Here is a 24,039-nt window from a genome sequence, read left to right as displayed (position 1 = left end):
CTGAAATGAACTATTGATATACTTAAGTATTACTTCGCTTAGCCGATACAATTTAAAGTAACGACATACTCTAACAGAAATAATGCAGCAATCTGAAATTCTCTCGCTCGCAGAACGACTCATTCCCGTTTACGGTACGAATGACTTTGACTTTGTCCTTGGCCAACTGACCGAGGAAGAGCCGCCTTCGGCCAAAATTTTGGTTAAAATGGAACTTAACCGCTTAATGGCTCCATGCAAAAAAAGCATTGATTTGCGAGGTCGCGTTCAAGGCGAATGTCGCGAGTATATTTTGGATGGTATTCCACATTGGTTGGATGATGTTGCTTTCAACGCTTACCATAAAAACATCAAAAAGTTTGGCTGCTACACGGAAGGAATGTGGGAAGCATTGGTCAACACGCGAAATAACTTTCGCGTAATGAGCAAGCGCCTTACTCAGCAAAAAACGCAATCGTTAACGGATCCTAAAAGCCCGTTCTTAGCAGAACCCGTTCACCTAGGCTACGATTTAAAGCGCCAAGAAAAACGCTTGAAAGTCCAATCTCAAGTTGAAATTTGCCGTTCTAAAGGACAGCTTCTTCATGGATTAAGCATTGATTTATCTAGCTCTGGCGCAAAGTTCAAAGTCCCTAGCGCATTTAAATATAACCTTGGGGAAATTATTCAGGTCACGTTTACTGAATTTGCCAGCAAATCTAACGTTGCAGGTATAGAGAAACCGCTTGCATACCGCATACTCGCGGTTGATGACTGTTACGAAAATGACTCAGTTCGATACCTCAGAACCATACGCTTAACTGATACCAATGTCGTCACCAAAGTGATAGATGAAGCGCTCAACAGTGCTGCTAAAAGGGCTCGTCACGACAATCAAGACAAGATTATTCGAGCTCGAACTCGCGGTTATGAGCACATCGCACTAAAGCACACCAGCAGCTTGCCTCTATTCTTTGATGGTAGTGACCTAAAATTAGCAATGTTAACGCCAAACAATCAAAAGCTTTGGCAATACTGGCACGATGAGAGAAACCAGCAAATGTTTGGTTCCTTATTCAACGAGCAACGCATCGCGTCACTCATTAAGCCTGGTGTTAAAGGAACAACCAATGTCCTTTATTCATTTACTCACGAGCACGAGAATCGAACCTATTTCTATTCGATGTTTCGCCCTGAAGCAACTCGCGAACAGCGCCAGCTATTTTGGCATTTAGGTGGCAAACGAGAGAGTTGGCGCGCCTTTAGAATTTCAATCTTTGAACTATCAGAGCAAGAACAGGAAGACCTAGCAGCATTCTCTCCAGAGTTGGCAGAAACGTCTCAATCACTGACTCATATTGGTATTTTGCAAGAAATTGCTGACGAAAAGTCAGGGCAGGATTACCTGCTAACTGAAAAGCCGCGCTTACCCGCTAATACATTAAACGCGTTTCGCCATCCGAGAAGAGTTATCGGCAATCCAAAGGGCATTTATTTTGATGCAAAGTCTCGTCGTAAAGAGCCTCGTTATCGTTTTAAAACACCTTTAGAGTTGTACTCAGGACAAACTAGAACCGGCGGTTGTACTGTTGACCTTTCCAAACGAGGACTCGGAATTAGGCTAAGTGAGCCCACGATGTTACGTTCTGGGCAAGAGGTAAGAATCAACTTTCGAGAATTACAACTCTACGACAAAAAATTGCCGTTAATGTCGGTGCCATATCGAGTAATTCGTGTAAGCCCAGATGGTTGTAGCGTGCAGCTAGTTATTGATGAAAGCAGCCAAACCATGAAGGTAATCGCTTTTTTCAACAGCATTATCGAGCACAATCAAGACAAGCTAATCCCGCAAAAAGAGACGCTACCAAGTAATGCTCTACTTGAAAGGCTGCACTGCATGTTGCTCTCGCGTACGCTGAGCACGCCCATTTTTATCAGTAAGAGTACGTCATCTTCAATAAAAACCCCCGTTATCGGGGTGAACTTGCCGCTACCTAAACACATTGAGCTTTTTGCCCGTCTTGGGCATGATCAACTGTTGTCACTTGAACCTATCTTTAAAGGCCGGACAAGCACATTAATCGCAGAGCCAATAAAACGTGTAGAAGGTGCTCAAGCCAGACATCAGGATATCTACATAAGCGCCGCAAAAGTAGGCAATAAAATTACAGGCATTGAGTCAAAGCTTCATCAAGAGTTCAACAGCGTAAAAGAGCGGATTCAATTTATAAAGAAAGCGCGAATGATGGGTGACTTTTACGTGATTCGCCTTTCTACTGCGCCAATTTTCGATCCGATGACATCATTACTGCAACAAGATTTAAGTGACTTAACCCAATTTGGTGTACATCAAGCAAGCAAGTTAGAAAAAGAGTTGACGGCGCTCGTTGGTTACAGTGAATTTGAAGACATTACTGAAGAGGTAGTAATTAGATTGGAGTTAACCGAGTAAATTCAAAGTCATACCAAATTGAAAAAAAACACCGCCTTTCTGGCGGTGTTTTTGAATGGATGGTTAAGGTTTAGCTTTCCAGCTGACCTTTTGCTGCTTCACCAATGCGCCAGATAAAATACAGAGCACACCGCCCAACCCTGCAAAGCGAATCGCTGATTGCGCTTGAGCTTCCACTTTTGGTTTTGCGTGATACGCAATCCCTAATCCTGCCACCGACATCATCACAAGATCATTAGCGCCATCACCGACAGCAACCGTGTTGTGCTGCTCAATTTCATATTCATCCGCCAGTTCCACTAGAATGTCAGACTTCATCTGCGCCGTTACCACATCACCAAGTACGTTACCCGTGAGTTTGCCGTCAATAATTTCTAATTGATTGGAGCGAGCAAAATCTAAGTCGACTTTATCTTTGATGTAATCAGAGAAGTAAGTAAAACCACCGGAAGCAATCGCTGTTTTCCAGCCCAAGGCTTTCAACGTCGCAATTAGCGCTTCAAAGTCCGGCATGAATGGTAACTGGGAACGAACTTGTTCAAGAATTGATTCATCGGCACCTTTGAGCTTACCAACTCGCTGACGTAAACTTTGCTCAAAATCCAGCTCACCTTGCATGGCACGTTCAGTGACTTCAGCGACTTCATCCCCTACTCCTGCCAGTTTCGCGATTTCATCAATACACTCTATCTGGATCGCCGTTGAATCCATATCAAATACAATCAACCCTTGGGTTGATAGATCGGGCACTTCATTAAGCGAGGCGTAATCTAGGTTGAGACTTTGTAAGATCGTTTCATGTTGAGGAGTCAACTCTCCGGCCATCAGGGCTACTTCATATTGGCCAACTTTCCACGTTTCTAGTATCGGGTTGTAAAAGCCGGTGAAGAAATCAATGTCTTCGAAGTGACTTGGCGAAAGGTACTCAGCAAATACGATCCAGTTTGCTTTTGCTTTATCTAATTGGGAGGCAAATCGAGTCTCGGGTAATCGTTTTAAAAGTGTCGTATGTTTTCTGATAGGCAAGCTTTTTGACGCGTCCATGTATATAATCCCTTATGACTTTGCTAAAACGTTACCTCAACAAACTAAAAAGGCAAGTCTTTGTTTTATTTTAAATGGATGAGTAAAGAGCATGAGTGAATCTTTGTTCTCAGTAAGGAATGCCCTAAGAATTCTGGCACTAATCCTACTGTGTGTGATGTTGTTTATCACAATAAAAAACAGTGTTGTGATCAGTAAGGGTAATGAGAAAATTCAAGCACAACAGCTTGAAACACTCACCAAAGTTTTGATTTCACAGGCGTCTCTTTCTGCCAGTGAGATGATTTTAACTAAAGATCAAGAACGATTACTTCAGCTAACAAACCAGCTAGCACAAGACCGTTTAGTGTTTGATGCAACAATCTACGATGCACAGGGTGTACGTTTAGCGTCTAGTGAAGAGGCATTATCGGTACGCGAAGTTCTTGGCCTAGATACGCCTTTGGCAACAGCTTCCATTGGTCGCCAGCAGTTGGTTGAACCAGTTTTTGCAGATGGTGCGCTTATCGGTTTTGTTCGCGTGACCTTTGAGACGGGCCGGGTGACGGCTATTTCTGACCACCACTATCGCAAGAGCGATCGTTATATGTACATGATGGTCTTAATGAGCTTTGTCTGTGGTATGTTGTTCATCTTGATTTTACGTCGACAACCGATACGTCGTAAAAAAGCGCCAAACCTGCTGCTAACCAAGTAACTAGGTAGCGCTAACAACTCATATAAAAACAGCCCGCAATGTGCGGGCTGTTTTTTTAGCTCTTGAGAGCGAAAAATAGAATGACTCTTCGTCGCTTACTCTTCGTCACCAAGCAATACTGAATCTAGTGCGATTAGCATCATGTCGTTGAATGTCGTTTGACGCTCGTCAGATGTAGTCTGTTCGCCAGTCTTGATATGATCAGAAACCGTACAGATTGTCAGAGCTTTTGCACCGTATTCTGCCGCAACACCGTAAATACCAGCAGCTTCCATTTCAACACCAACAATGCCGTACTTGTCCATTACATCGAACATTTCTGGATCTGGCGTGTAGAAAAGCTCTGCTGAGAATAGGTTACCAACTTTAACGTCAATACCGCGAGCTTTTGCAGCGTCTTCTGCCGCACGAACCATGTTGTAGTCTGCGATTGCCGCGAAGTCATGACCTTTAAAGCGGATACGGTTCACTTTAGAGTCAGTACATGCACCCATGCCGATCACAACATCACGCACTTTGATGTCTTCATTCACTGCGCCACAGCTGCCAACACGGATGATTTTCTTCACGCCGAAGTCTTTGATTAGTTCAGTCGCGTAAATCGAGCATGATGGGATACCCATACCATGGCCCATGACCGAGATCTTACGGCCTTTGTATGTGCCTGTGTAACCAAACATATTACGAACGTCACACACTTGAACGACATCTTCAAGGAAAGTCTCTGCGATGTATTTTGCACGTAGTGGATCGCCAGGCATCAGTACGACGTCTGCAAATGCACCCATTTCAGCATTGATATGTGGAGTTGCCATTTTCTTTTCCTTAACCTTTCTCTAGCGCTCCGCGCTTAAGGCGATATAAGCCAGAGTATTCTCATTTCCGACAAGCAGCATTTACATACTGCAAACATAAAACTAGGAGCAATCAAGCTCCTAGTTTTCAAAAACCTAACTAATTATAGGAAGTTCTTACCGTAATCCATTGGAGAAGTACCGAAGTAACTTGCCAATGTTTGACCGATATCTGCGAATGTTTCGCGGCGGCCAAGAGAACCAGCTGGTACTTTTTGACCATAAACCAATACTGGGATGTGCTCACGAGTATGGTCAGTACCTGGCCATGTTGGGTCACAGCCGTGGTCTGCCGTTAGGATAAGCACATCGTCTTCTTCCATAATCTCTAGCACTTCATTGATACGACCATCGAAGTACTCAAGTGCCGCTGCGTAACCCGCTACGTCACGACGGTGACCGTAAGCTGAGTCGAAGTCTACAAAGTTAGTGAATACGATCGTGTTGTCGCCCGCTTCTTTGATTTGCTCTAGCGTTGCTTCGAACAATGCAGGGATACCTGTCGCTTTCACTTTCTTAGTGATGCCGCAGTTTGCGTAGATATCAGCAATCTTACCAATAGAAACCACGTTGCCTTGCTTCTCATCAACGAGCTTCTGAAGAACCGTTGCTGATGGTGGCTCTACAGAAAGATCACGACGATTACCTGTACGCTCAAATTGACCTTTACCAGCACCAACGAATGGGCGCGCGATAACACGACCAATGTTGTAATCTTCTAGCTCTTCACGTGCGATTTGGCAAAGCTCTAGTAGACGGTCTAGACCGAAAGTCTCTTCGTGACATGCGATTTGGAATACAGAGTCAGCAGACGTGTAGAAGATTGGTTTGCCAGTCTTCATGTGCTCTTCACCAAGATCGTCAAGAACTTGAGTACCAGACGCGTGACAGTTACCTAGGAAACCGTCAAGACCTGCACGCTCAAGAATGCGGTCAGTCAATTCTTTCGGGAAGCTGTTTGCTTTGTCAGTGAAGTAACCCCAGTCAAACAGAACAGGAACACCTGCGATTTCCCAGTGACCAGACGGCGTGTCTTTACCTGAAGAAAGCTCTGCTGCATGACCGTATGCACCAATGATTTCAGCGTCTGCGTCTAGTCCAGGTGCGAAGCGACCTGTCGATTCTTTATGCGCCATTGCCAAACCAAGTTTCGATAGATTTGGAAGGCGAAGTGCACCTTGGCGATTGTCGTTATCTGCTAAGCCTTTGTCACATTGGTCAGCGATGTGACCTAGTGTGTCTGAACCTACATCACCAAATTCTTTAGCATCGGCAGTTGCACCGATACCGAATGAGTCTAGTACTAAAATAAATGCTCTTTTCATTGCTCGTTCCTTAGGCCCACTCGGCTTTTTATTATGGTTGAGTAGGCCTTGTGTAATTACTTGTTCTATTAGATATCTTCTGCACGAATTTGGCGGTAAACCTCTGGAGTTGGTGTGTATTCACCACCTACTTTGATTGCACTGCGCAGTGCTTTTGCCGCTTCTTCCCATTGCTCTTCAGTGCGAGCGTGGATGACCGCAAGAGGTTTATCACTGTCTGCGACCTCACCTAGGCGGATGAACTCGTCGAAACCAACTGCGTAGTCGATTTCATCAGTAGCAACACGACGACCACCACCCATAGCAACCACAGCCATGCCGATAGCACGTGTATCCATTGCAGAGACAATGCCCGTTTCTGTTGCGTAAACTGGCTTAATGATTGCTGCTTTTTCTAAGTAGTTGTCGTAGTTTTCTACGAAGTCCGCAGGGCCGCCTAAACCGGCAACCATCTTGCCGAAGCACTCAGCCGCTTTGCCGTTATCCAGCACTTCCATCAGTTTTGCGCGTGCGTCTTCTGTGTTCTCAGCAAGCTTGCCAAGTACTAACATTTCAGCACATGAAGCCATGGTCACTTCAAGTAGACGAGGATTACGGTATTCACCCGTTAAGAAACGAACCGCTTCACGAACTTCCACTGCGTTACCCGCTGAAGACGCCAATACTTGGTTCATGTCCGTAAGAATTGCCGTAGTTTTAGTGCCAGCACCGTTTGCTACCGCAACGATTGATTTTGCTAGCTCTTCAGACGCTTCGTAAGTTGGCATAAATGCACCTGAACCCACTTTTACGTCCATCACTAGCGATTCCAGACCCGCCGCCAGTTTCTTAGAAAGGATCGACGCCGTAATCAGGGAGATATTGTCTACCGTTGCGGTAATATCACGAGTCGCGTAAACACGCTTATCCGCAGGAGCAAGGTCACCAGTTTGACCGATGATCGCCACACCAGCGTCTTTGGTTACTTGACCAAAAACATCGTTGCTCGGCGTAATGTTGTAACCAGGGATAGATTCAAGTTTATCCAGCGTACCGCCTGTATGACCAAGACCGCGGCCAGAGATCATAGGTACGAAACCGCCACACGCTGCCACCATTGGGCCAAGCATTAAAGAAGTTACGTCACCCACACCACCGGTTGAGTGTTTGTCGACAATTGGACCACCGAAGTTCATGTGGCTCCAGTCGATAACCATGCCCGAATCACGCATTGCACACGTTAAGGCGATGCGCTCATCCATGGTCATTTCATTAAAGAAAATCGTCATAGCAAACGCCGCAATCTGACCTTCAGATACCGTGTTGTTCGCTACGCCTTGAATAAAGAAGTTGATTTCGTCTGCGGTAAGTACTTCACCGTCACGTTTTTTACGAATGATTTCTTGTGGTAAATACATTAGTGCCTCCCAAGCTCTTTTGAGCCATGGTTGTAGTAGGATAGAAGAGGTTTGGTAGCACCCGTTTAGGTGCTACCGTTCAGACGTATTATTGGAATTAGTACGCTGTTGGATCAGCGACGTCGCCCGATACTTCTAATGTATTTAGTAGGTTGGTTAGCAGGCTAGACGCACCAAAACGGTAGTGACGAGCATCAACCCAGTTGTCACCTAGGATTTCGTCAGCCATTGCTAGGTATGCTGCTGCGTCTTCAGCAGTGCGCACACCACCTGCTGGTTTGAAACCAACAGTTTCTGCAACACCCATGTCGCGAATAACTTCAAGCATCATGCGAGCGTATTCTGGTGTTGCGTTTACTGGCACTTTACCAGTTGAAGTTTTAATGAAGTCAGCACCTGCTTCAATACAGATTTGAGATGCTTTCTTGATTAGTGCTTCTTCTTTTAGTTCACCTGTTTCGATGATCACTTTAAGAAGAATGTCACCACAAGCTTCTTTACATTGCTTAACTAGTTCGAAGCCTACTTTCTCATCACCCGCCATTAGCGCGCGGTAAGGAAAAACTACGTCAACTTCGTCTGCACCGTAAGCAACCGCCGCTTTTGTTTCAGCAACTGCGATTTCAATGTCGTCGTTACCATGTGGGAAGTTCGTTACTGTTGCAATACGAACCTCTGGCGTACCTTGCTCACGAAGTGTCTTCTTAGCAATAGGAATAAAGCGAGGGTAAATACAAATTGCAGCTGTGTTGCCTACTGCTGTTTTCGCGTCATGACATAGTGAGATCACTTTTGCATCAGTGTCATCGTCATTCAACGTAGTTAGGTCCATAAGTTTAAGTGCACGTAGCGCTGCTGCTTTTAAATCGCTCATTTCTATCTCCGATCAATATTCAAAAAATTCACTACTCAGCCTTACATCACGTCTTTAACTATAATCAACAAGTCGAGACAATGTGAGTAAATGGCTAAACAGTCTATTAATGAACGGACTTGGTTCCCTGAAGACTCGGCATATACAGCGAAAATTTATCATATGCCAATTGCTATCCTTGTCACCGCACAGTACCAGTTTGGCCTATGGCACAACAATCTATGATTGCGGTGTCTTTAATATCACATCACAAAGCAAAACGCCTATTAGATCTGATATTGCAAGGCAATTCATTTGCCCATCGATTATGTAATATTCATTACGTGATTAAGAATCAAGCTTAACCACTATCCTGTGATTAATACATTATAGAGTTTCACCGCAAAACTGTAGCACCAAATAGAGCGCAAACGGTTTGTATCTCAAAATTTCCTAGCCCCTATTCCATTGACTGCGTAATACCTCGACTAAGGCAAACACCCGATGAAATTTTGGAGCCCGAAAAACGAAAAATGCCCCGCAGCAATCTCTTGCTACAGGGCATGATGTAAAACGGCGTCTATATATTAAGAACCGATTCTAATTATAGTGCTGCAAGGCTTAAGCAGAAGCCTGCAATTGTCGCTGCCATAAGGTTAGACAACGTACCTGCAAGAACTGCTTTAACACCCATGCGAGCGATGTCACTACGACGGTTTGGTGCAAGGCTACCTAGACCACCAAGTAGAATCGCGATAGAAGAAAGGTTCGCGAAACCACATAGTGCGAATGAGATGATAGCTGTTGTCTTCTCAGACATTACTTCACCAGTTGCCGCGATTACTTGAGCGTTTTCACCTAGATATGGTGTGAAGTTCAAGTAAGCAACGAATTCGTTCACTACGATTTTCTGACCGATGAATGAACCAGCTGTTACAGCTTCTGCCCATGGAACACCGATTAGGAATGCTAGTGGAGAGAACGCGTAACCTAGGATTAGCTCTAGTGTTAGTTCTGGCATGCCGAACCAACCACCGATGCCACCTAGCATACCGTTGATTAGCGCGATTAGACCAACGAATGCGATTAGCATTGCACCTACGTTAAGCGCAAGTTGTAGACCAGAAGCCGCACCGCCCGCAGCTGCGTCGATTACGTTAACTGGTTTGTCGTCACCGCCGTCCATCGCTTCTTCGATACTTTCGTGAGGCTGGTCAGTCTCTGGGTGAAGGATTTTAGCGAACAGTAGACCACCTGGTGCTGCCATGAATGATGCCGCAACTAGGTACTCTAGTGGAACACCCATAGATGCGTAACCAGCTAGTACACCACCAGCAACAGAAGCTAGACCACCACACATTACCGCGAATAGCTCTGATTGAGTCATTTTTGGAACGAATGGGCGAACAACTAGAGGTGCCTCAGTTTGACCTACGAAAATGTTAGCTGCCGCTGACATTGATTCCGCACGAGAAGTGCCTAGCGCTTTTTGTAGTGCGCCACCAAGAATCTTGATAACCCATTGCATAACGCCAATGTAGTAAAGAACTGAAATCAGTGCAGAGAAGAAGATCAGTGTAGGAAGAACACGGAATGCGAAGATGAAACCGCCGCCGCCGAATACTTCGAACATCTTGTCAGAAACAAGACCACCGAACAGGAATGATGAACCATCGTTACCGTAGTTGATAACGTTAGAAACACCTGAAGAGAAACCGTTTAGTAGATCACGGCCCCAAGGTACATACAGAACAAATGCACCTAATGCGAATTGGATAGCGAATGCGCCACCCACAGTTCTAAAGTTGATAGCTTTTCGGTTGTTAGAAAATGCCACTGCAATCGCAAGAAGCACTACCATACCGATTAGGCTCATAAACAGGCTCATAGTTTATGACTTCCTTATAAGTTATTTATTGGCGTGTTACAAAATGGAGCTATAAAGCGGGGGCAATTATACTCATGCAGAATCAATTAAAGTAATGCCAGCCTCACACTTTCCTATAAGATTCATGATTGATTCAACCAGCTTTGTGAGTTAATTCACAATAAGCAGGAAAACGTTTTCGATTTCAAACCACATCTTTAGATTTTATTCACATATCGAGAAAGCAAAATTGCTATTTTTCCACAGTTGAGAGGCAATCGATTGCTTTCGGCCGTTATGCAACTCTACGAGCTCATTAAAGACGTGAATGAGTTTGGCTGGGTGATTTGACTCCCCTTGATATCCAAGTATAGGCATATCTGGTGCGTCTGTTTCGATTACTAGGTTTTCGAGTGGTAATTTTTGAATTGCGTCGCGTGTTTTCTTGGCTCTTGGGTAGGTAATCGTTCCTCCTACACCGATAAAAAAACCTAATTTGACCCACTCCATGGCTTGCTGATAACTCCCAGAAAAAGCGTGTAGCACACCACCTCTAGGGAGATTCGCCGCTTTCACCATTTGAATGAGGCGATTGTGCGCTTTTCGGCTATGTAAAATAACTGGGAGTTCGAAGCGTCTAGCCAGCTCAAATTGAACTTCAAGTATCTTTTCTTGCAACTGTGGATCAACATCAATGGCAAAATCTAAACCACACTCTCCTATTGCCACGCACTGCTGCCCTTTTTGATTTAGATAGCCTTCTAGCTCTGTAAGGTGCTGCTCAACGTTATCTTCAAGAAAATACGGATGAAAGCCGAGCGCATAATACAAATTGGCATGTTGCTCTGCCAAAGTTTGAATACGAGCCCAGTTTTGCGGACCGACGGAAGGAATCAAAATTCTTGCGACGCCTTGCGTTTGAGCAAGCTCAAGTTGATGTGCAAAGTCATCTTGAAACACATCAAAATCAAAGTGGCAGTGCGTATCAAAGAGCTTCATCTTGACGCTTTTTATCTGTATCTGCGGGCAGAAAATCAGAGGATGGTTGGGCTTCACTCTTTTCTTCAGTTTGATGGGCTGGGTCTTTTCGATATGGGACACAACTGCGTTTCTGATCGGGAGTTAACCCCATCTCTTTACACCAGTTGTCGTAACGCTTTAGCCCACGTTTAAACCAATTCATATCTTATCCTTATATAAAAACGCCCTTGGCTAAGTTTATAGCCAAGGGCGTTTTAAAATCTAGTTTGCGTTAAGGCTTACCCTAACCGTGCAAATTAGTGCTCACGCGTCGCACGGAAATCAACGTCAGGGAAACGCTCTTTCGCCAAGTTTAAGTTAACCATTGTTGGAGCGATATACGTTAGGTTATCACCACCATCCAATGCTAAGTTCGCTTGATTCTTGCGTTGGAACTCATCTAGTTTCTTCGCATCACCACACTCAACCCAACGAGCAGTTGCAACGTTAATGCCTTCATAAATCGCTTCAACGTTATACTCAGATTTCAAACGAGCCACAACAACATCGAACTGAAGTACACCAACGGCACCAACGATCAGATCGTTGTTCTGTAGAGGACGGAATACCTGTACCGCACCTTCTTCTGATAGCTGAACCAAACCTTTGAGAAGCTGCTTCTGCTTTAATGGATCTTTCAGGCGAATACGACGGAATAGTTCCGGAGCGAAGTTCGGAATACCAGAGAACTTCAGTGATTCACCTTGCGTAAAGGTATCACCAATCTGAATAGTGCCGTGGTTGTGTAGACCAATGATGTCACCGGCGTAAGCGTGTTCTGCACGTGCACGGTCACCAGCCATAAAGGTTACTGCATCAGAGATACTCACTTGCTTGCCAAGACGAACGTGGTTCATCTTCATACCTTGCGTGTAAGTGCCCGATACAATACGCATGAATGCGATACGGTCGCGGTGTTTTGGGTCCATATTCGCTTGGATCTTAAATACGAAACCAGAGAACTTCTCTTCAGTCGCTTCAACTTCACGTTCAACCGCTTGACGAGTTTTCGGCGCTGGAGCCCATTCAGTTAGACCGTCTAGCATATGATCCACACCAAAGTTACCTAATGCAGTACCGAAGTAAACTGGCGTCAGGTCACCTGTTAAGAACATTTCCAAATCAAACTCAGGGCAAGCACCCATGACAAGCTCAAGCTCTTCTCGAACACTTTCCGCAAGGCCTGCACCAACTTTTTCATCAAGCTCTGGGTTATCGAGACCTTTGATGATTCGAACTTCTTGAATCTCATGACCGTGACCTGATTCGTATAAAATCGTTTCATCACGGTGAATGTGGTACACACCTTTAAATTCTTTACCACAGCCGATTGGCCATGTAATTGGCGCACACATCATGCCCAACTCGTTTTCTACCTCGTCCAATACTTCCATTGGATCACGAACGTCACGGTCAAGTTTGTTCATGAAGGTTACGATTGGCGTGTCACGCAGACGCGTTACTTCCATCAGCTTACGTGTACGATCCTCGACACCTTTCGCCGCATCGATAACCATCAAACACGAGTCTACTGCCGTTAACGTACGGTATGTATCTTCCGAGAAGTCTTCATGTCCAGGCGTATCAAGTAGGTTTACCAGACAGTCATTGTAAGGGAACTGCATTACAGAAGTAGTAACCGAGATACCACGTTCCTTTTCCATTTCCATCCAGTCTGATTTTGCGTGCTGTGCGTTACCACGACCTTTAACCGTACCTGCTTTTTGGATCGCGTTTCCGAATAACAGTACTTTTTCAGTAATGGTGGTTTTACCCGCATCCGGGTGCGAGATGATAGCAAAGGTCCTTCGCTTATTGATTTCATTAAGAAAATCTTGGTTTGCCATGTATAAATTCTTTTAGTTTGTACACGGATTTGTACACACTTTTGGAAGTACTCTATTTTCAGTTCTTCGCTTGTCAAATCCGTCGTGTTAATCGTAATTGGCCGCTATTTTCGCTGATCTTGACTTTATAAACAATCAATGGTTATCTAATCGGTTACCATTTACTCTCAGCGTGCGCCAATGCTCAGTTGTAGCTGTTTGCAATCGTTGCTTCTTCAGCTCATGAACAACTGTGGCTAAACCACAAATTCCTTCGCTACCAGAAATCGATGATAGCTTGTCGTACTACACCGATGATGGTGCAGTTGCCGTTGATCGGTATTGCAGGGTATTGGGGGTTCAAAGGTTTTAGGTACTTCTGTTCACCATCAATAACTAACTGCTTAAAGGTTGCTTCTTTCGAATCATCCAAACGCGCAACAACCAATGAACCTGAAGAGTAAGGTAATTCAGGATCAACAACGATCACTGCTCCCTCAGGTATGGATTTTTTTCCGCTTGGATTTTCCATACTGTCGCCTTTTACGCGAAGTGCGAAACAACCCTCATGTGCTTTCCCTGTGACTTCACGCCACTCCTCAGCATCTTCATGGGCAAATCCCTCCGCTATTTCAGTCCAATCACCGGCCTGAACCCAGTTAATGAGAGGAATTCTTCCCTTAATGTCAGGCCCAACTTCTACATTACCGACCCCCAAGCCAATCTCGCCATCACCTGTGGCGAGCCAATGAGCATTCACGCGAAGCGCCTCCGCGATCTGCATGGTGTAACGAGATCTAGCCGATTTACCAGAGCAAATCTGGCTGATCGACTGCTGTTTGATACCAATGCGACGAGCCAACTCAGACTGAGTCACCCCAGTAAGCTGCAAGGCATGGTTTAGTCGTTCGGATAAAGTTTTCATAAGCCCGTATTCTACAAATAAAACTGTAGCCTTTCAACAATTTTAACTGTTGACTTATCTACAGTTTAAACTGTAACATTCAATCTTGTAACAGTTATTATTGTAACAGGAGACGGTATGGAAGTGTTCAACACGACACAAAAACATCTCCGCCGTGCCATTGACTTGGTCGGCGGGCAATCAGCATTAGCACGAGCCATCAACTCAAAACAGCAAAACGTCTGGTTTTGGTTGAATAAATCAGGGCGTGTTCCCGCTGAATTCGTTTTACCCATCGAACAAGCTACGCAAGGACAAGTAACCCGATCTCAGTTAAGACCGGACATCTACCCCGAATGCCCAAGCGAGCTGAAAGCCAGTAACCAGTAGGATTAAGGGCAAGTAATGGTCAGCATTTTACGTAAACACAAAAGCGAGTAACTCCATGCGTGATTATGGCAAGGTCTATACCCGCTTTTGGCTAAAGCAAAATGTTTTGTCCTGGAGTGACTCAGCGAAGTTGCTAGGACTGTATTTGCTTACATGCCCGCATTGTAATTTGCTTGGCTGCTTTCGATTGCCGATTGGTTACGTTGCTTCTGACTTGAACTGGGATGAGCAACAGGTTGCCAAGGCTCTAAATGAGTTAGAACAAGATCAGTTCCTCATTCGTTGCGAGGAATCCGGTTGGACTTTGATTCGGAGCTTTCTGAAGCACAACCCAATCGAAAACCCAAACCAAGGTAAGGCAGCCTTTCGGTTGCTTAAAGATGTACCTGCCGACTTCATTGGTATGGCATCGCTTTTGAAATCTCTTGCCGCTTTTCAAGCTCGGCTACCAGAAGAATTTTCATCATTGTTTATGCCTGATGGCAACCCGGCAAGGGACTCTCAACGGTCGGATGACTCTGAGAGAAGCAATAAACCAACAGTTAAAACTGTTGACCACATACAGTTTGAAGACTTCTGGGATGTACAAATACGCAAAGAAAAAAAAGCGAAAGCCAAAGAAGAATGGCTACGCATGGGCCTCAATGAAGACCATGAACTCGCCTTGGAAGTGCTAACACGCTGGAAAGAGCAACGAGACAACCGATTGCAGTATCAAGATCGGACTAAGACCCCTATGCCACATAACTGGCTTTTAAACCGGCAATGGGAAGACGAGTACGTTCGCATTGATGAAGTACAGCAATCATCGACGAGCCTAAAGGGCAGCAATCACCAATTGAATATTGAAGAAAGCAATCGCCGCATTGCTGAAAGCTGGGCCGGACCAGGTATTCGGGAGGTTCGTTCAAGTGCAGGAGGTTGATAAACGCGAGTTTGCTGAAGTTTGGGGAGCAGCTTGGGCCATGTATGGCAAAAGCGTATCACCACAATTGCTATCCATCGCATTTGAAGCCCTTCGTGCTTACAGCATTGAAGAAGTGCGAATCGGTCTGACTCGGCATATTCAATCCCCGGATACTGGGCAATTTTTTCCAAAGCCCGCTGACGTCATCAAGCATATCGATGGCAACTCTGGCTCAAGAGCCATGGTTGCTTGGAACAAAGTTGACAAGGCTGTTCGTCAGGTTGGCGCTTGGACATCCGTGATGTTTGACGATGCGTTTATTCACCGCGTTATTTCAGACATGGGGGGATGGGTTGAACTCTGCAAGGTTGACGACAGGGAATACCCCTTTAAGCAAAAAGAGTTTTTAGCACGCTACCAGGCTTACTTGCTCCGGGACGAAGTGGGTGAATACCCAAGGCTATTACAGGGTATTGCAGACCATCAGAACCAGCAAAAAGGATTTGATATGCAAGCGCCGGTTGCCGTGGGCGACTGGTCAAAAGCGGCACAAGTTTATACGAGAGGCATCGCCGACTTTAGCGCAGTGCCATTAAAAAGAATAAGCCCGAAAGCCATTCAGGCGCTTCTCGGAAATCAATTAGAGGACAAAAATGAAAACGATTAAAGCAAAAACCATTGCCCTAGTGATAGCCATGTCCGCAAGCACTTCAGTCTATGCGTTTCCGGGCTATCAGTGGGAAAAAGCAGCAAAAAGTGTTGGTATTGATCCAGTCATGCTCTACGCCGTTGCCTTGGCTGAGTCCGCCTCACATCGTGGTCTCAACATGACCAGTCCATGGCCATACGCAATTCGCAATGGTTCAAACGCAACCTACGCCAAATCTAAGACAGAAGCTGAGCAACTGTTAAACCAGGCACTGCAAGAGAGTGAAAAATACCAGCTCGATATTGGCCTAATGCAAATCAATTTGCATTGGCACGGACATCGGGTGAGCTCAGCGGCAGAACTGCTAGACCCCATCACCAACCTTACCGTCGGCTCCAGTATTTTGGCCGAAGCAATCAAATCTTCACCAAACGATTTAGAGCTTGGCATAGGCCGCTATCACAGTTGGAACGAAGAGCGTGCACGCTGGTATGGGCAAAGAGTGCTTTCTATCTATCGTAATATTTTACATGAACTGGAGGTCCGTCAATGACAACCAATCAACAAGACTTCTATCAATTAAATTTGGCGTACCTGCACGCAGCACGAGAATTAGCGCGAATTGATCCGCAAGAGGCCGTCTTGCGCTTTGGACTTACACGCGACGTGGTTGATGCTTTGATTAATGCTGGTGTTGATGACCTGCAACGAGTGGCGACCTCATCATTCATGCTGTTTCAACCAAGGGGTAACCAAAGCCAACTGATTGAGATGGTGAAGAGCAAAGGCACAGGTATCCCAAGAATCGCTTATTTATTATCAACCCTAAACAACAAGGGGGATGCATGATTGATAACCTGTCCAAAAGTGAGCTGTTTACCCGAGCCTCACTGCTTATTAAATACGGATTTCGAACAACGATCATCGCGCTCGATACTGGTTTGCCAATCCACATTATCAGAAGGCTGCACAAAGAAGTGACTGGCAAGTCACCTTGTCCTGGTCAATTACCAGAATCTGATGCCATTGTTAAAAGCAGAAGAGCCCTAGTTGAAGGCTCCCTGCTGATGGCGCTTTATGTAAATATTGGTGGTGATAATGTCTACAAGCAATTAAATATTGATGCTTTGATGAAGGCTTACGATGCGTACTTGGTTGCAAGGGAAGAAGCAGATCTTCCATCTGAGATCCCCTGGAAAAAACTAACCATTAATGAAGGTTGGGTTCTAGCTCGTGATTTAAGATCACAGCTAGCATCCTTACACCGGTGTCGATGCGGCAGTCTGTATTTGACGGTATCTCAACAGCGCATTCAGCTTAAATGTCCTGTGTGCGAGATTATGGCCGAGCAAACCACTAGAGCACTTTTTGAGGACTAACATGCTGATGCATGATTTGATTGGGCACCGCCCGTGCACTTTGAGAGTACTAAGAAGATGACAAACTTACTTAAATCTTTACCAGCACGCTGCTGGTTTATATCACTGGGGCTTTTTCTGGCGACTTTGGCAGCGGCTCATTTTTTTCCATCAGAAATATTTACGGCATCTGCCAAGTTAGCGGCTTTGCCATTTCTGATTTGCACCATCGTTTTTTTCAGCTACTTGGGATTCAAAGCAACTGCTAGTCCTATCGGACTTATAACCATCACCACTATGTGTTTAGCAATCGCATATTGGCAAGCGAGTTGGGCAATTTTATGTGTCGGTTTAGCTTTCTTAGGCTTAAGCGGACTAATCCATTTATTTCAAAGACAACTGAAAGATACCGGTCGAGAACTAAGCCTGAGCGAAAAAAAATATTGGTACTGGGTAAACGAATTTGCAGACGGTCGCTCATCTATCCTCCCCAAAAGGCCAAAAAAATAGCCAGCCCATCACAAGCTGGCTACCTTCTGTTTTTAGTTCCTTCCTGAAGCCTGGTTATAGGCCCTAATATCGATCAAGTTGTTCTGAGCATAATCTCCAGCAAGGGATGCATTTGAGATCACTGCAATCTGCTTATCCACAAATGCTTTATCTTCTTCGGACACACTGTCGGGGATGTAAGCACCGCTCTCATCTTTTTGACGATACTCATTTAGCATTTGCTCCCTTAGACCAAGCATTTCAGGCGACCAACTCGATGAGTCTTCAGAGTTGAAAACGCGCCCCGCCAAACCTTCATTGAAAGCTTGAGCGAACACTTGACTTTGAATCGGGGTCAATCCCATTCTCTGCCCTTCGCTGTATGCTTCCTGTTTAAAATCATCGGCATACTGTTCTAAGAACTCACCATATCGATTGTTAACTGCCGCACCGAATGCCCCAGCCAACATGGCTTCAGACTTAGTACCCCAGTTTACTTCGGAGGCATACTGCGCACTCGATCCACTGTATGCATCATTAAACGCCGTCAATGGGTTTTCCAAAGAGGTTCCGGCGTCAACGGCTGCTTTTAAGCCATCCCAGGTTGATTTACTGGCCACCGTTGCATTGTGCAAGAAACCTCGTGAGCTAGGGTCTTCAAGTGCTTGCTCCTTGTAACTCTCATAGTCTTCGCCAAAGTGATTCAAGGTATGCAGTGCTGCATCAGTATGCTTGCCACTGAAGTCACCAATAGCACTGGCGCTGTTGAAGAACATTTCAGCACCAGAAACTCCGCTATCATCAGCCATAATGCGAGATCGCCACTGAGAGCCAGCTTCACTGTTTAGTCCAGATTGATAGGTACTTGTGTCAGAAACTACGGCCTGTTGGGCTTGTTGTTGATGCGCATTTAGTTGTCCATCAACACCAGACAAATTAGTTTGGTAAGCTGATTGAGCTGCGTTGAACTGAGTTTGAACAGTTGCAGCATCCTCGTAGCCTCTCAATACACCCGATTCCACTTGGCTTTGAGTGCCACCAAAAGTAGGTGCAGTTGATGACAAGCCTTCATTAGAGCGTGGCTGAATAGATCGTAAATCGGCTCCGGTAGCCATGGCCATAACAGTCATTGCTGCTTGATAGTCATTGTCTCGTTCAGCGGGCGTTGAGGAGTTGCTATAGGTTAAAGACTCCATAGCTGCGGCCACATACGCCTGATTATCATCAGGTAGCAAGCGCTGATACATTGGAAGGTTTTCACGTAATCGGTTACCTGCTTCAACATGCTGGTTCATATAGCGACCTAAATAATCCATGACTTCAGGATTATCCGCTGCTAATCGAGTTAACGTCGCACCATCCGTGTTCCTTTGTCCTGATAGACTGTAGCTGGCCTGATCAAGCTCACTAAAGCGGTTTGATGCCGTGATAACGTCTTGTGCTGAACTCTGAAGTGACTGATAGTCTTGATTAGACAACGACATCTCAACGCCAGAGCGTCTTGAATCTGAAAGGTCTTTAACCATTGCATCGCGATACTCAGCACGTCGTGAATCACTTGATGCCAAGCTTTGCATCTCCCCAGTGAGCGTATTTGCGGTCGTTGACCGAGAACTGCCCTCTGATGACTCAACTTGGCCACTAAAGTTACCACCTAAATCCAAGCCTGCTCGTAACCGTGATATTTTTGGCACTCTTGATGATTCAGGCTTATCCACTCCTGGTAGGTTGCCTTGTGGGGAGTCATTCCCCCCTGTACCAAGTAATCTTCCCAAGAACCCTTTATCTGCTACTTCTTTATCACCGGTATTTGTAATGGTTCCATCTCCACCGACCCTAAGGCCTCCCGATAACACGCCCGATACCAAGCCACGTACAGCGTCTTTTTTATCGTCTCCGAAACCATACCGTGTTTGCAGGTCATCAGTAACCTGATTAACAACGGCGCTAGATGCGGAATTAGAAGAACCGATCTGACGTCCAACCGAAGAAAGGTTGTCGTAACTTAGCTTTTCACCAAAGGTTCGACTCATGGTATTGCCAACCTGACGGCTAAAGGCTTGAGTTGCCTGAGTCATGGATTCTTTTGCAGAGCCGACCATTGAACCCACTGCGTTTCCGACAGAGAAACTGCTTAGTAGGTTTGACGCGCCGGTCATAGCAGAACCAGTGAGGGCTGAATTTTGGAACATTGACTGTGATTGCATTACCGGGGCATTTTTCGCGACATCTGGACTTGCCAGCTTTTCATCAATGGCATCACCGTTTTGTAGACGCCCAGCCAAGTGGGTAGCGGTTATTGCTGAGCCATAAACGAGCATGAGCGAAATCGCCGGAACACTCGACGCCAACATGCCGCCAGTAGCTATCCAGGTTTGCAGCACTGAATCCATCTGCATCATCCCAGCAAAAGATGGCACTTCTGTACCTGCAAAGGCATCAAGAGCAGACATTTTCCCTGCAACGGTTAAATGAATATATAGGTTAATGATGGCCATGACAGGCATCCAAAGTTGAATCCAAAGCAGGATTAACAAGTACTTCCCAGCCATTCGCATCCCGATTTGGCCAAGGGCTATCACAAAGGCCATCAATGGGGTGATGGCGTAAATGAACCCCTCAAAAAACGTCATCATCGGACGAACGATACTCTGGAACAGGGTCTGCTCCGCCGCCCATTGCGTATTACGCTGCTCAATCGCTTGGTTAACCATAACGGCTGCGGTGAAAGCTTGATCATCCATATACTTGCCCGTCACGCTTTGCTCATAAATAGGCAAAAGCACTGACGCGGTCATATACTCTTGGGTGTTAACCGAAGCCAAACCAAGGTTATTCAGTGCATTTCGGATCACGTCATCAGTGTCCGTTGCTGACGAAGTCCCCAATGAGGCTGACAGAACCTGTTTAAGCCTTGGAATGAAGGTTGATTCTGTCATGAGTTTCAGTTGGCTATAGGCATCGGTGCAGTCCAGATCGCTACTGCTACCACTGAGCATGATTCGAGTGCCATAAATGCGCGAATCAAACCTAATCGCTGTCATCGGGTTAGGATCACTCAGCACCTGATCGAGGTTCTTTTGGCCGATGTCGATACCAATCAAGGTGCACTCTTTGATGTAGTTAAACCACGATTGCTCGATGTCCGAGCCGCCGACACGATTTGCATCACCCAACCCAGAGCGATCCATCACCTGTTTTCTCACTTTAATCAGTGACTGTAAACTGGATGCAAAGCCGTATTCCGTCATCGCGGGAGTTGAGAAGGCGGTTTCAAACAATCGCGTGATTTGAAAGCCAACAGTCGAAATCGTACTACCTGCGGCAGCAACACCGATGGGCACATTATCAACCACTCGAACTTGTCCGGTGTACGCATCCTCAATGCTCACTCGGGTACTGGGTCCAAACATGGTTGCAAAGACTAGCCATGAGACTAAAACGTGTTGAAAGTTAATCCCACGACCGCCTTGCATTAAGGCCTGGACAGAGACCATCAATACCCCAATGAGCAAGCCAATGCGAACCATTGAAGTAAAATCGCCTGTACCAGTGATCATCGCGACAGCGTTCAGGACCTGCTCTAAAAAAGCCGAATCCCCGATGGAATAGATTTCCCACATGACCTATTCCCCCAGCGCCGTAGATTTAACGGTGTAATAACGCTGTTTGCGAATGGTCTGAATCACCTGGTTAAAATGTGCCAGCAACTCTTGCTCTGAGCCGTATCTTCGCTGCAACGCGGCGTACTCCTCATTGATTTGGCGACGTGCACGTTCAAGGTCTTCAGTTAATAACTTCGCATAGGCATGATCTTCCACACCGGAGGTACTTCTAGCTGCATTGAGCATGTCTTCAACCAATGCTCGGGCCATCTCAACAGCAATAAATGGTGCCGCTCGTGAAGCAAACGACCTAGCGGCCCCTTCATTTAATGCAGAAAGAGTTCGAATCATGCCCCCAATGCTGGCAGGAGCCGAGGTCATAAAAGCCTTTTCGGTGGCGCTAGCAGCCCCTGTATTTCGAGCAAACTTAAAAATAATGCCGTTACTAGAACCTGTACCAAGAAGTAAATTTTCTACCTGAGTTGATAACCCGGTAAGAGTCACGTTAGTGATTATTGGGTTCAGACAACCGTCTTGCGTCACTGTGTCACATCGGTACATAGCGACGTTACCGCCATGAATTAGATGCTCAATAGTCACTTTATTGCCATTCAGCCTGGTCAGTTTTGGGGCTTTACCTTGGCCATCAGCGGCATTAGCTAGATCACCAACAATGATCGAACCAGTCACCGACATAACTGCTTCAAGAAAACGGTCATCCCCCGATGCAAACCAGCTTGATGCCGAATGACGTTTCAGTGCTCGCCAGACCAAGTTACCTTTAATCGTTCTGTTTACATCAGATGCCGCGACACTCGAAGCGTTCTCATATGGGTTCTTACCATTGGACTCACTCCAACTGGTAAAAACGTCTCCAGCCCCTTTTAGTGAGCTCAACATGCTGGCTTCTGTTTGCCCCTTTTTACCAAAAGCAGCCAGGGTATCGTTCACGACTCCCTGAGCCATTTGACAGGAATTGCCAAAATACTCGTTCAACTGCTGGATTTTCTTTTGCAGTGTCTCCATGTGCTGGGAGCATTTCTCACACATAGCACTGAGCGCCAATTGGAATGCGTACCCCTTGGCGTTTGCAGCAACAGAGCGAAGTAATTGAACAAACTGATCCGCGTTAACAAATGACAAACTTCCCGCGAACATATCAATGCCACCACAACCGGCTTGGAATGACGGAGGCACCATAGAGACGAGGTTCTCGTTCATGATCCTGTTACGGACAACAACGCTTCCACCAGATATAACGCCACGCCGCTGACTCTCGAATACACCTGGCGCAGTGGCGTTGGTCATTGAACCAAACAACTGGTTCATCTCCTGTTGCAAGCTTGCTTGGCTCATAGATGAAAAACCAATCGCACAGGCGATTAGCGATACTCGGAATACTTTTTTCATCGTTATAACCCTCCTTGTGCACGCAGATAGCGAACAAGGAACTCAGGGTCCTGTAATATCTTTTCGTTAAGCTCTTGGGCTGACATCGCGAGTGACACGCCGGGTTGAACAGGTCTGGTGGCATAGTAAGTTTGATCGTCAATCCAACCGGCTTGATGGGCTGCGAGAATGATTCGATTATTGAGCTCATCAAGGCTCATTGCGCCTTGGCCAATCGGAGTGATGACATTAGGCGGATCAACTAAGAACACGGCAGGGACAGTCGTAACGGACAAGGATTGTGCTTGTCCTGAATCAACTTTGTAATTGGGAAACTCTCCACCGGGTAAAGGCAAGCCATCAACAGCAATAGCAAACACCTCAAAACCGTAGTTCAAAGCCATGGATTCGATAATAGGCGCTTGAGCATGGCAGTAAGGGCAATCCGAACGATAGAAGAAGAACAAGCCAGCTCGTTTTGCTACCTCACCTAAAGCAACATCCCGTTGAGTGCCAGCTTCTCTATCCATCCGATTGGCGGCATAAGTCGCCAAGGGTCTTCGACTGATTTCATCCAAAACAGGATCGCCCATGACCACCTGCTGACTAACATCAGCAAATAGTGAGCCCTTATCCATCATGACGCGCTGAAGATAAAGATAGGCTCTGACATTCTCACTCGTTGGCTCATCAATTGCCTTGTCCATAAACGATTGCATATGCTCTCGGAACCATGCGGCACTGAAGGGCTTTAGTTCGCTCTGACTGGACTCCAAGACACCAGCTTCCGGCTCTATCAGCTCATCAGGCTGCTCAGGTTCAGGAATGACCTGATACCAAAACCAGCCTTCCTGACCACGCTGATAGAATGGCCCATCACTGGCATGGGCGGGCAAGATGAATAGAAAGAAAATAATGATTGGGATGGTCACCCATAGGATGAACCAAGGTAACAAGGGGGTTCTCATTGTCAGCTCCAGAAAATTTCATAGAGCTACATGCTAAAGATCCCCATAAGAGCGATTGGCCAGATA

At 45.9% G+C, this 24,039-nt stretch carries 23 protein-coding genes; 10 read left to right on the top strand and 13 right to left on the bottom strand.

The features are described 5' to 3' along the window. Positions 1 to 82: 82 nt before the first annotated feature. Entirely contained in the window at positions 83 to 2,431 is a 2,349-nt protein-coding gene (locus R7041_RS04000; protein WP_149192407.1) for a PilZ domain-containing protein, read from the top strand. A gap of 63 nt (positions 2,432 to 2,494) precedes the next feature. Here R7041_RS04000 and serB read toward each other — a convergent pair whose 3' ends face one another. Continuing rightward, complete coding sequence (serB, locus tag R7041_RS03995; protein WP_005386439.1) at positions 2,495 to 3,475, bottom strand: phosphoserine phosphatase; 981 nt, start codon at positions 3,473 to 3,475, stop codon at positions 2,495 to 2,497. A gap of 91 nt (positions 3,476 to 3,566) precedes the next feature. Between serB and R7041_RS03990 the strand changes: the two genes are divergently transcribed. Further along, complete coding sequence (locus tag R7041_RS03990; protein WP_005391677.1) at positions 3,567 to 4,172, top strand: YtjB family periplasmic protein; 606 nt, start codon at positions 3,567 to 3,569, stop codon at positions 4,170 to 4,172. Between the two features lie 95 nt (positions 4,173 to 4,267). On the opposite strand, the gene deoD is transcribed toward R7041_RS03990, so the two are convergent. The 4 genes from deoD to deoC all read right to left on the bottom strand — a co-directional run bounded on the left by deoD (position 4,268) and on the right by deoC (position 8,622). After that, a complete protein-coding gene (gene deoD / locus R7041_RS03985) occupies positions 4,268 to 4,987 on the bottom strand; it encodes a purine-nucleoside phosphorylase (protein WP_005380140.1) in 720 nt (239 codons plus the stop codon). Positions 4,988 to 5,130: 143 nt separating this feature from the next. Beyond that, positions 5,131 to 6,351, bottom strand: a complete 1,221-nt coding sequence (locus R7041_RS03980; protein ID WP_182039868.1) for a phosphopentomutase — start codon at positions 6,349 to 6,351, stop codon at positions 5,131 to 5,133. A gap of 68 nt (positions 6,352 to 6,419) precedes the next feature. Next, positions 6,420 to 7,748, bottom strand: coding sequence for a thymidine phosphorylase (deoA, locus tag R7041_RS03975; protein WP_025768209.1), 1,329 nt, complete (start codon positions 7,746 to 7,748; stop codon positions 6,420 to 6,422). 97 nt (positions 7,749 to 7,845) lie between these two features. After that, on the bottom strand, positions 7,846 to 8,622 hold the full coding sequence (deoC, locus tag R7041_RS03970; protein WP_318114600.1) for a deoxyribose-phosphate aldolase: 777 nt from the start codon (positions 8,620 to 8,622) through the stop codon (positions 7,846 to 7,848). A gap of 90 nt (positions 8,623 to 8,712) precedes the next feature. Here deoC and R7041_RS03965 point away from each other — a divergent pair, with 90 nt between their 5' ends. After that, positions 8,713 to 8,847, top strand: coding sequence for a hypothetical protein (locus R7041_RS03965; RefSeq protein ID WP_005391675.1), 135 nt, complete (start codon positions 8,713 to 8,715; stop codon positions 8,845 to 8,847). A gap of 358 nt (positions 8,848 to 9,205) precedes the next feature. Here R7041_RS03965 and R7041_RS03960 read toward each other — a convergent pair whose 3' ends face one another. From R7041_RS03960 to R7041_RS03940, 5 genes are all read right to left on the bottom strand, one after another. Then, positions 9,206 to 10,489 (bottom strand): NupC/NupG family nucleoside CNT transporter, encoded by a 1,284-nt coding sequence (locus tag R7041_RS03960; RefSeq protein WP_005380131.1) that lies wholly within the window; start codon positions 10,487 to 10,489, stop codon positions 9,206 to 9,208. 204 nt (positions 10,490 to 10,693) lie between these two features. Beyond that, complete coding sequence (locus R7041_RS03955) at positions 10,694 to 11,467, bottom strand: TatD family hydrolase (RefSeq protein ID WP_005380129.1); 774 nt, start codon at positions 11,465 to 11,467, stop codon at positions 10,694 to 10,696. Continuing rightward, complete coding sequence (locus R7041_RS03950; RefSeq protein ID WP_005380125.1) at positions 11,454 to 11,651, bottom strand: DUF5363 family protein; 198 nt, start codon at positions 11,649 to 11,651, stop codon at positions 11,454 to 11,456. Before R7041_RS03950 ends, R7041_RS03955 begins: the two co-directional genes overlap by 14 nt. 94 nt (positions 11,652 to 11,745) lie before the next feature. Then, a complete protein-coding gene (gene prfC / locus R7041_RS03945; RefSeq protein WP_005391671.1) occupies positions 11,746 to 13,335 on the bottom strand; it encodes a peptide chain release factor 3 in 1,590 nt (529 codons plus the stop codon). A 256-nt stretch (positions 13,336 to 13,591) separates the two neighbouring features. Then, on the bottom strand, positions 13,592 to 14,239 hold the full coding sequence (locus R7041_RS03940) for a LexA family protein (protein ID WP_000854920.1): 648 nt from the start codon (positions 14,237 to 14,239) through the stop codon (positions 13,592 to 13,594). A gap of 117 nt (positions 14,240 to 14,356) precedes the next feature. Between R7041_RS03940 and R7041_RS03935 the strand changes: the two genes are divergently transcribed. From R7041_RS03935 to eexR, 7 genes are read left to right on the top strand one after another with little or no spacing between them, the layout of a single operon-like run. After that, entirely contained in the window at positions 14,357 to 14,608 is a 252-nt protein-coding gene (locus tag R7041_RS03935; RefSeq protein ID WP_000451746.1) for a helix-turn-helix domain-containing protein, read from the top strand. Between the two features lie 55 nt (positions 14,609 to 14,663). Continuing rightward, positions 14,664 to 15,533, top strand: a complete 870-nt coding sequence (locus R7041_RS03930; protein ID WP_119788445.1) for a hypothetical protein — start codon at positions 14,664 to 14,666, stop codon at positions 15,531 to 15,533. Beyond that, entirely contained in the window at positions 15,520 to 16,182 is a 663-nt protein-coding gene (locus R7041_RS03925; RefSeq protein WP_123161608.1) for a DUF6475 domain-containing protein, read from the top strand. Before R7041_RS03930 ends, R7041_RS03925 begins: the two co-directional genes overlap by 14 nt. Continuing rightward, on the top strand, positions 16,169 to 16,717 hold the full coding sequence (locus tag R7041_RS03920) for a lytic transglycosylase domain-containing protein (RefSeq protein WP_169631901.1): 549 nt from the start codon (positions 16,169 to 16,171) through the stop codon (positions 16,715 to 16,717). Before R7041_RS03925 ends, R7041_RS03920 begins: the two co-directional genes overlap by 14 nt. Then, positions 16,714 to 17,013, top strand: a complete 300-nt coding sequence (locus tag R7041_RS03915) for a flagellar transcriptional regulator FlhD (RefSeq protein WP_000210563.1) — start codon at positions 16,714 to 16,716, stop codon at positions 17,011 to 17,013. Before R7041_RS03920 ends, R7041_RS03915 begins: the two co-directional genes overlap by 4 nt. Next, positions 17,010 to 17,543, top strand: a complete 534-nt coding sequence (locus tag R7041_RS03910) for a FlhC family transcriptional regulator (protein ID WP_169631900.1) — start codon at positions 17,010 to 17,012, stop codon at positions 17,541 to 17,543. The genes R7041_RS03915 and R7041_RS03910 overlap by 4 nt, the downstream gene beginning before the upstream one ends. A gap of 57 nt (positions 17,544 to 17,600) precedes the next feature. Then, a complete protein-coding gene (gene eexR / locus R7041_RS03905; protein ID WP_000183214.1) occupies positions 17,601 to 18,032 on the top strand; it encodes an entry exclusion protein EexR in 432 nt (143 codons plus the stop codon). A gap of 32 nt (positions 18,033 to 18,064) precedes the next feature. On the opposite strand, the gene R7041_RS03900 is transcribed toward eexR, so the two are convergent. Genes R7041_RS03900 through R7041_RS03890 form a run of 3 tightly spaced genes read right to left on the bottom strand, consistent with a single transcriptional unit; the run spans position 18,065 to position 23,973 of the window. After that, the gene (locus R7041_RS03900) at positions 18,065 to 21,634 is read right to left on the bottom strand and encodes a conjugal transfer protein TraG N-terminal domain-containing protein (protein WP_169631899.1); all 3,570 of its coding nucleotides are present in this window, start codon (positions 21,632 to 21,634) and stop codon (positions 18,065 to 18,067) included. 3 nt (positions 21,635 to 21,637) lie between these two features. Further along, positions 21,638 to 23,026: a conjugal transfer protein TraH gene (locus R7041_RS03895; RefSeq protein ID WP_169631898.1), complete on the bottom strand. Its 1,389-nt coding sequence runs from the start codon at positions 23,024 to 23,026 to the stop codon at positions 21,638 to 21,640. A 2-nt stretch (positions 23,027 to 23,028) separates the two neighbouring features. After that, positions 23,029 to 23,973, bottom strand: a complete 945-nt coding sequence (locus tag R7041_RS03890; RefSeq protein WP_169631897.1) for a thioredoxin family protein — start codon at positions 23,971 to 23,973, stop codon at positions 23,029 to 23,031. Positions 23,974 to 24,039 lie beyond the last annotated feature (66 nt).

The organism is Vibrio sp. 1751, assembly GCF_033339895.1.
Classification (GTDB): Bacteria; Pseudomonadota; Gammaproteobacteria; order Enterobacterales; family Vibrionaceae; genus Vibrio; species Vibrio alginolyticus.
Note: the sequence above shows the minus strand (reverse complement) of the source record. Positions and strands in the feature narration are given on the sequence as shown.

Coding starts and splice junctions, on each gene's coding strand:
- prfC (WP_005391671.1), bottom strand. CDS start 13,335: ATGGCAAACCAAGATTTTCTTAATGAAATCAATAAGCGAAGGACCTTT.
- R7041_RS03950 (WP_005380125.1), bottom strand. CDS start 11,651: ATGAATTGGTTTAAACGTGGGCTAAAGCGTTACGACAACTGGTGTAAA.
- R7041_RS03910 (WP_169631900.1), top strand. CDS start 17,010: ATGATTGATAACCTGTCCAAAAGTGAGCTGTTTACCCGAGCCTCACTG.
- R7041_RS03955 (WP_005380129.1), bottom strand. CDS start 11,467: ATGAAGCTCTTTGATACGCACTGCCACTTTGATTTTGATGTGTTTCAA.
- R7041_RS03930 (WP_119788445.1), top strand. CDS start 14,664: ATGCGTGATTATGGCAAGGTCTATACCCGCTTTTGGCTAAAGCAAAAT.
- R7041_RS03980 (WP_182039868.1), bottom strand. CDS start 6,351: ATGAAAAGAGCATTTATTTTAGTACTAGACTCATTCGGTATCGGTGCA.
- serB (WP_005386439.1), bottom strand. CDS start 3,475: ATGGACGCGTCAAAAAGCTTGCCTATCAGAAAACATACGACACTTTTA.
- R7041_RS03960 (WP_005380131.1), bottom strand. CDS start 10,489: ATGAGCCTGTTTATGAGCCTAATCGGTATGGTAGTGCTTCTTGCGATT.
- R7041_RS03890 (WP_169631897.1), bottom strand. CDS start 23,973: ATGAGAACCCCCTTGTTACCTTGGTTCATCCTATGGGTGACCATCCCA.
- eexR (WP_000183214.1), top strand. CDS start 17,601: ATGACAAACTTACTTAAATCTTTACCAGCACGCTGCTGGTTTATATCA.
- R7041_RS03915 (WP_000210563.1), top strand. CDS start 16,714: ATGACAACCAATCAACAAGACTTCTATCAATTAAATTTGGCGTACCTG.
- R7041_RS03990 (WP_005391677.1), top strand. CDS start 3,567: ATGAGTGAATCTTTGTTCTCAGTAAGGAATGCCCTAAGAATTCTGGCA.
- R7041_RS03900 (WP_169631899.1), bottom strand. CDS start 21,634: ATGTGGGAAATCTATTCCATCGGGGATTCGGCTTTTTTAGAGCAGGTC.
- deoC (WP_318114600.1), bottom strand. CDS start 8,622: ATGAGCGATTTAAAAGCAGCAGCGCTACGTGCACTTAAACTTATGGAC.
- deoA (WP_025768209.1), bottom strand. CDS start 7,748: ATGTATTTACCACAAGAAATCATTCGTAAAAAACGTGACGGTGAAGTA.
- R7041_RS03935 (WP_000451746.1), top strand. CDS start 14,357: ATGGAAGTGTTCAACACGACACAAAAACATCTCCGCCGTGCCATTGAC.
- R7041_RS03940 (WP_000854920.1), bottom strand. CDS start 14,239: ATGAAAACTTTATCCGAACGACTAAACCATGCCTTGCAGCTTACTGGG.
- deoD (WP_005380140.1), bottom strand. CDS start 4,987: ATGGCAACTCCACATATCAATGCTGAAATGGGTGCATTTGCAGACGTC.
- R7041_RS04000 (WP_149192407.1), top strand. CDS start 83: ATGCAGCAATCTGAAATTCTCTCGCTCGCAGAACGACTCATTCCCGTT.
- R7041_RS03895 (WP_169631898.1), bottom strand. CDS start 23,026: ATGAAAAAAGTATTCCGAGTATCGCTAATCGCCTGTGCGATTGGTTTT.
- R7041_RS03965 (WP_005391675.1), top strand. CDS start 8,713: ATGGCTAAACAGTCTATTAATGAACGGACTTGGTTCCCTGAAGACTCG.
- R7041_RS03920 (WP_169631901.1), top strand. CDS start 16,169: ATGAAAACGATTAAAGCAAAAACCATTGCCCTAGTGATAGCCATGTCC.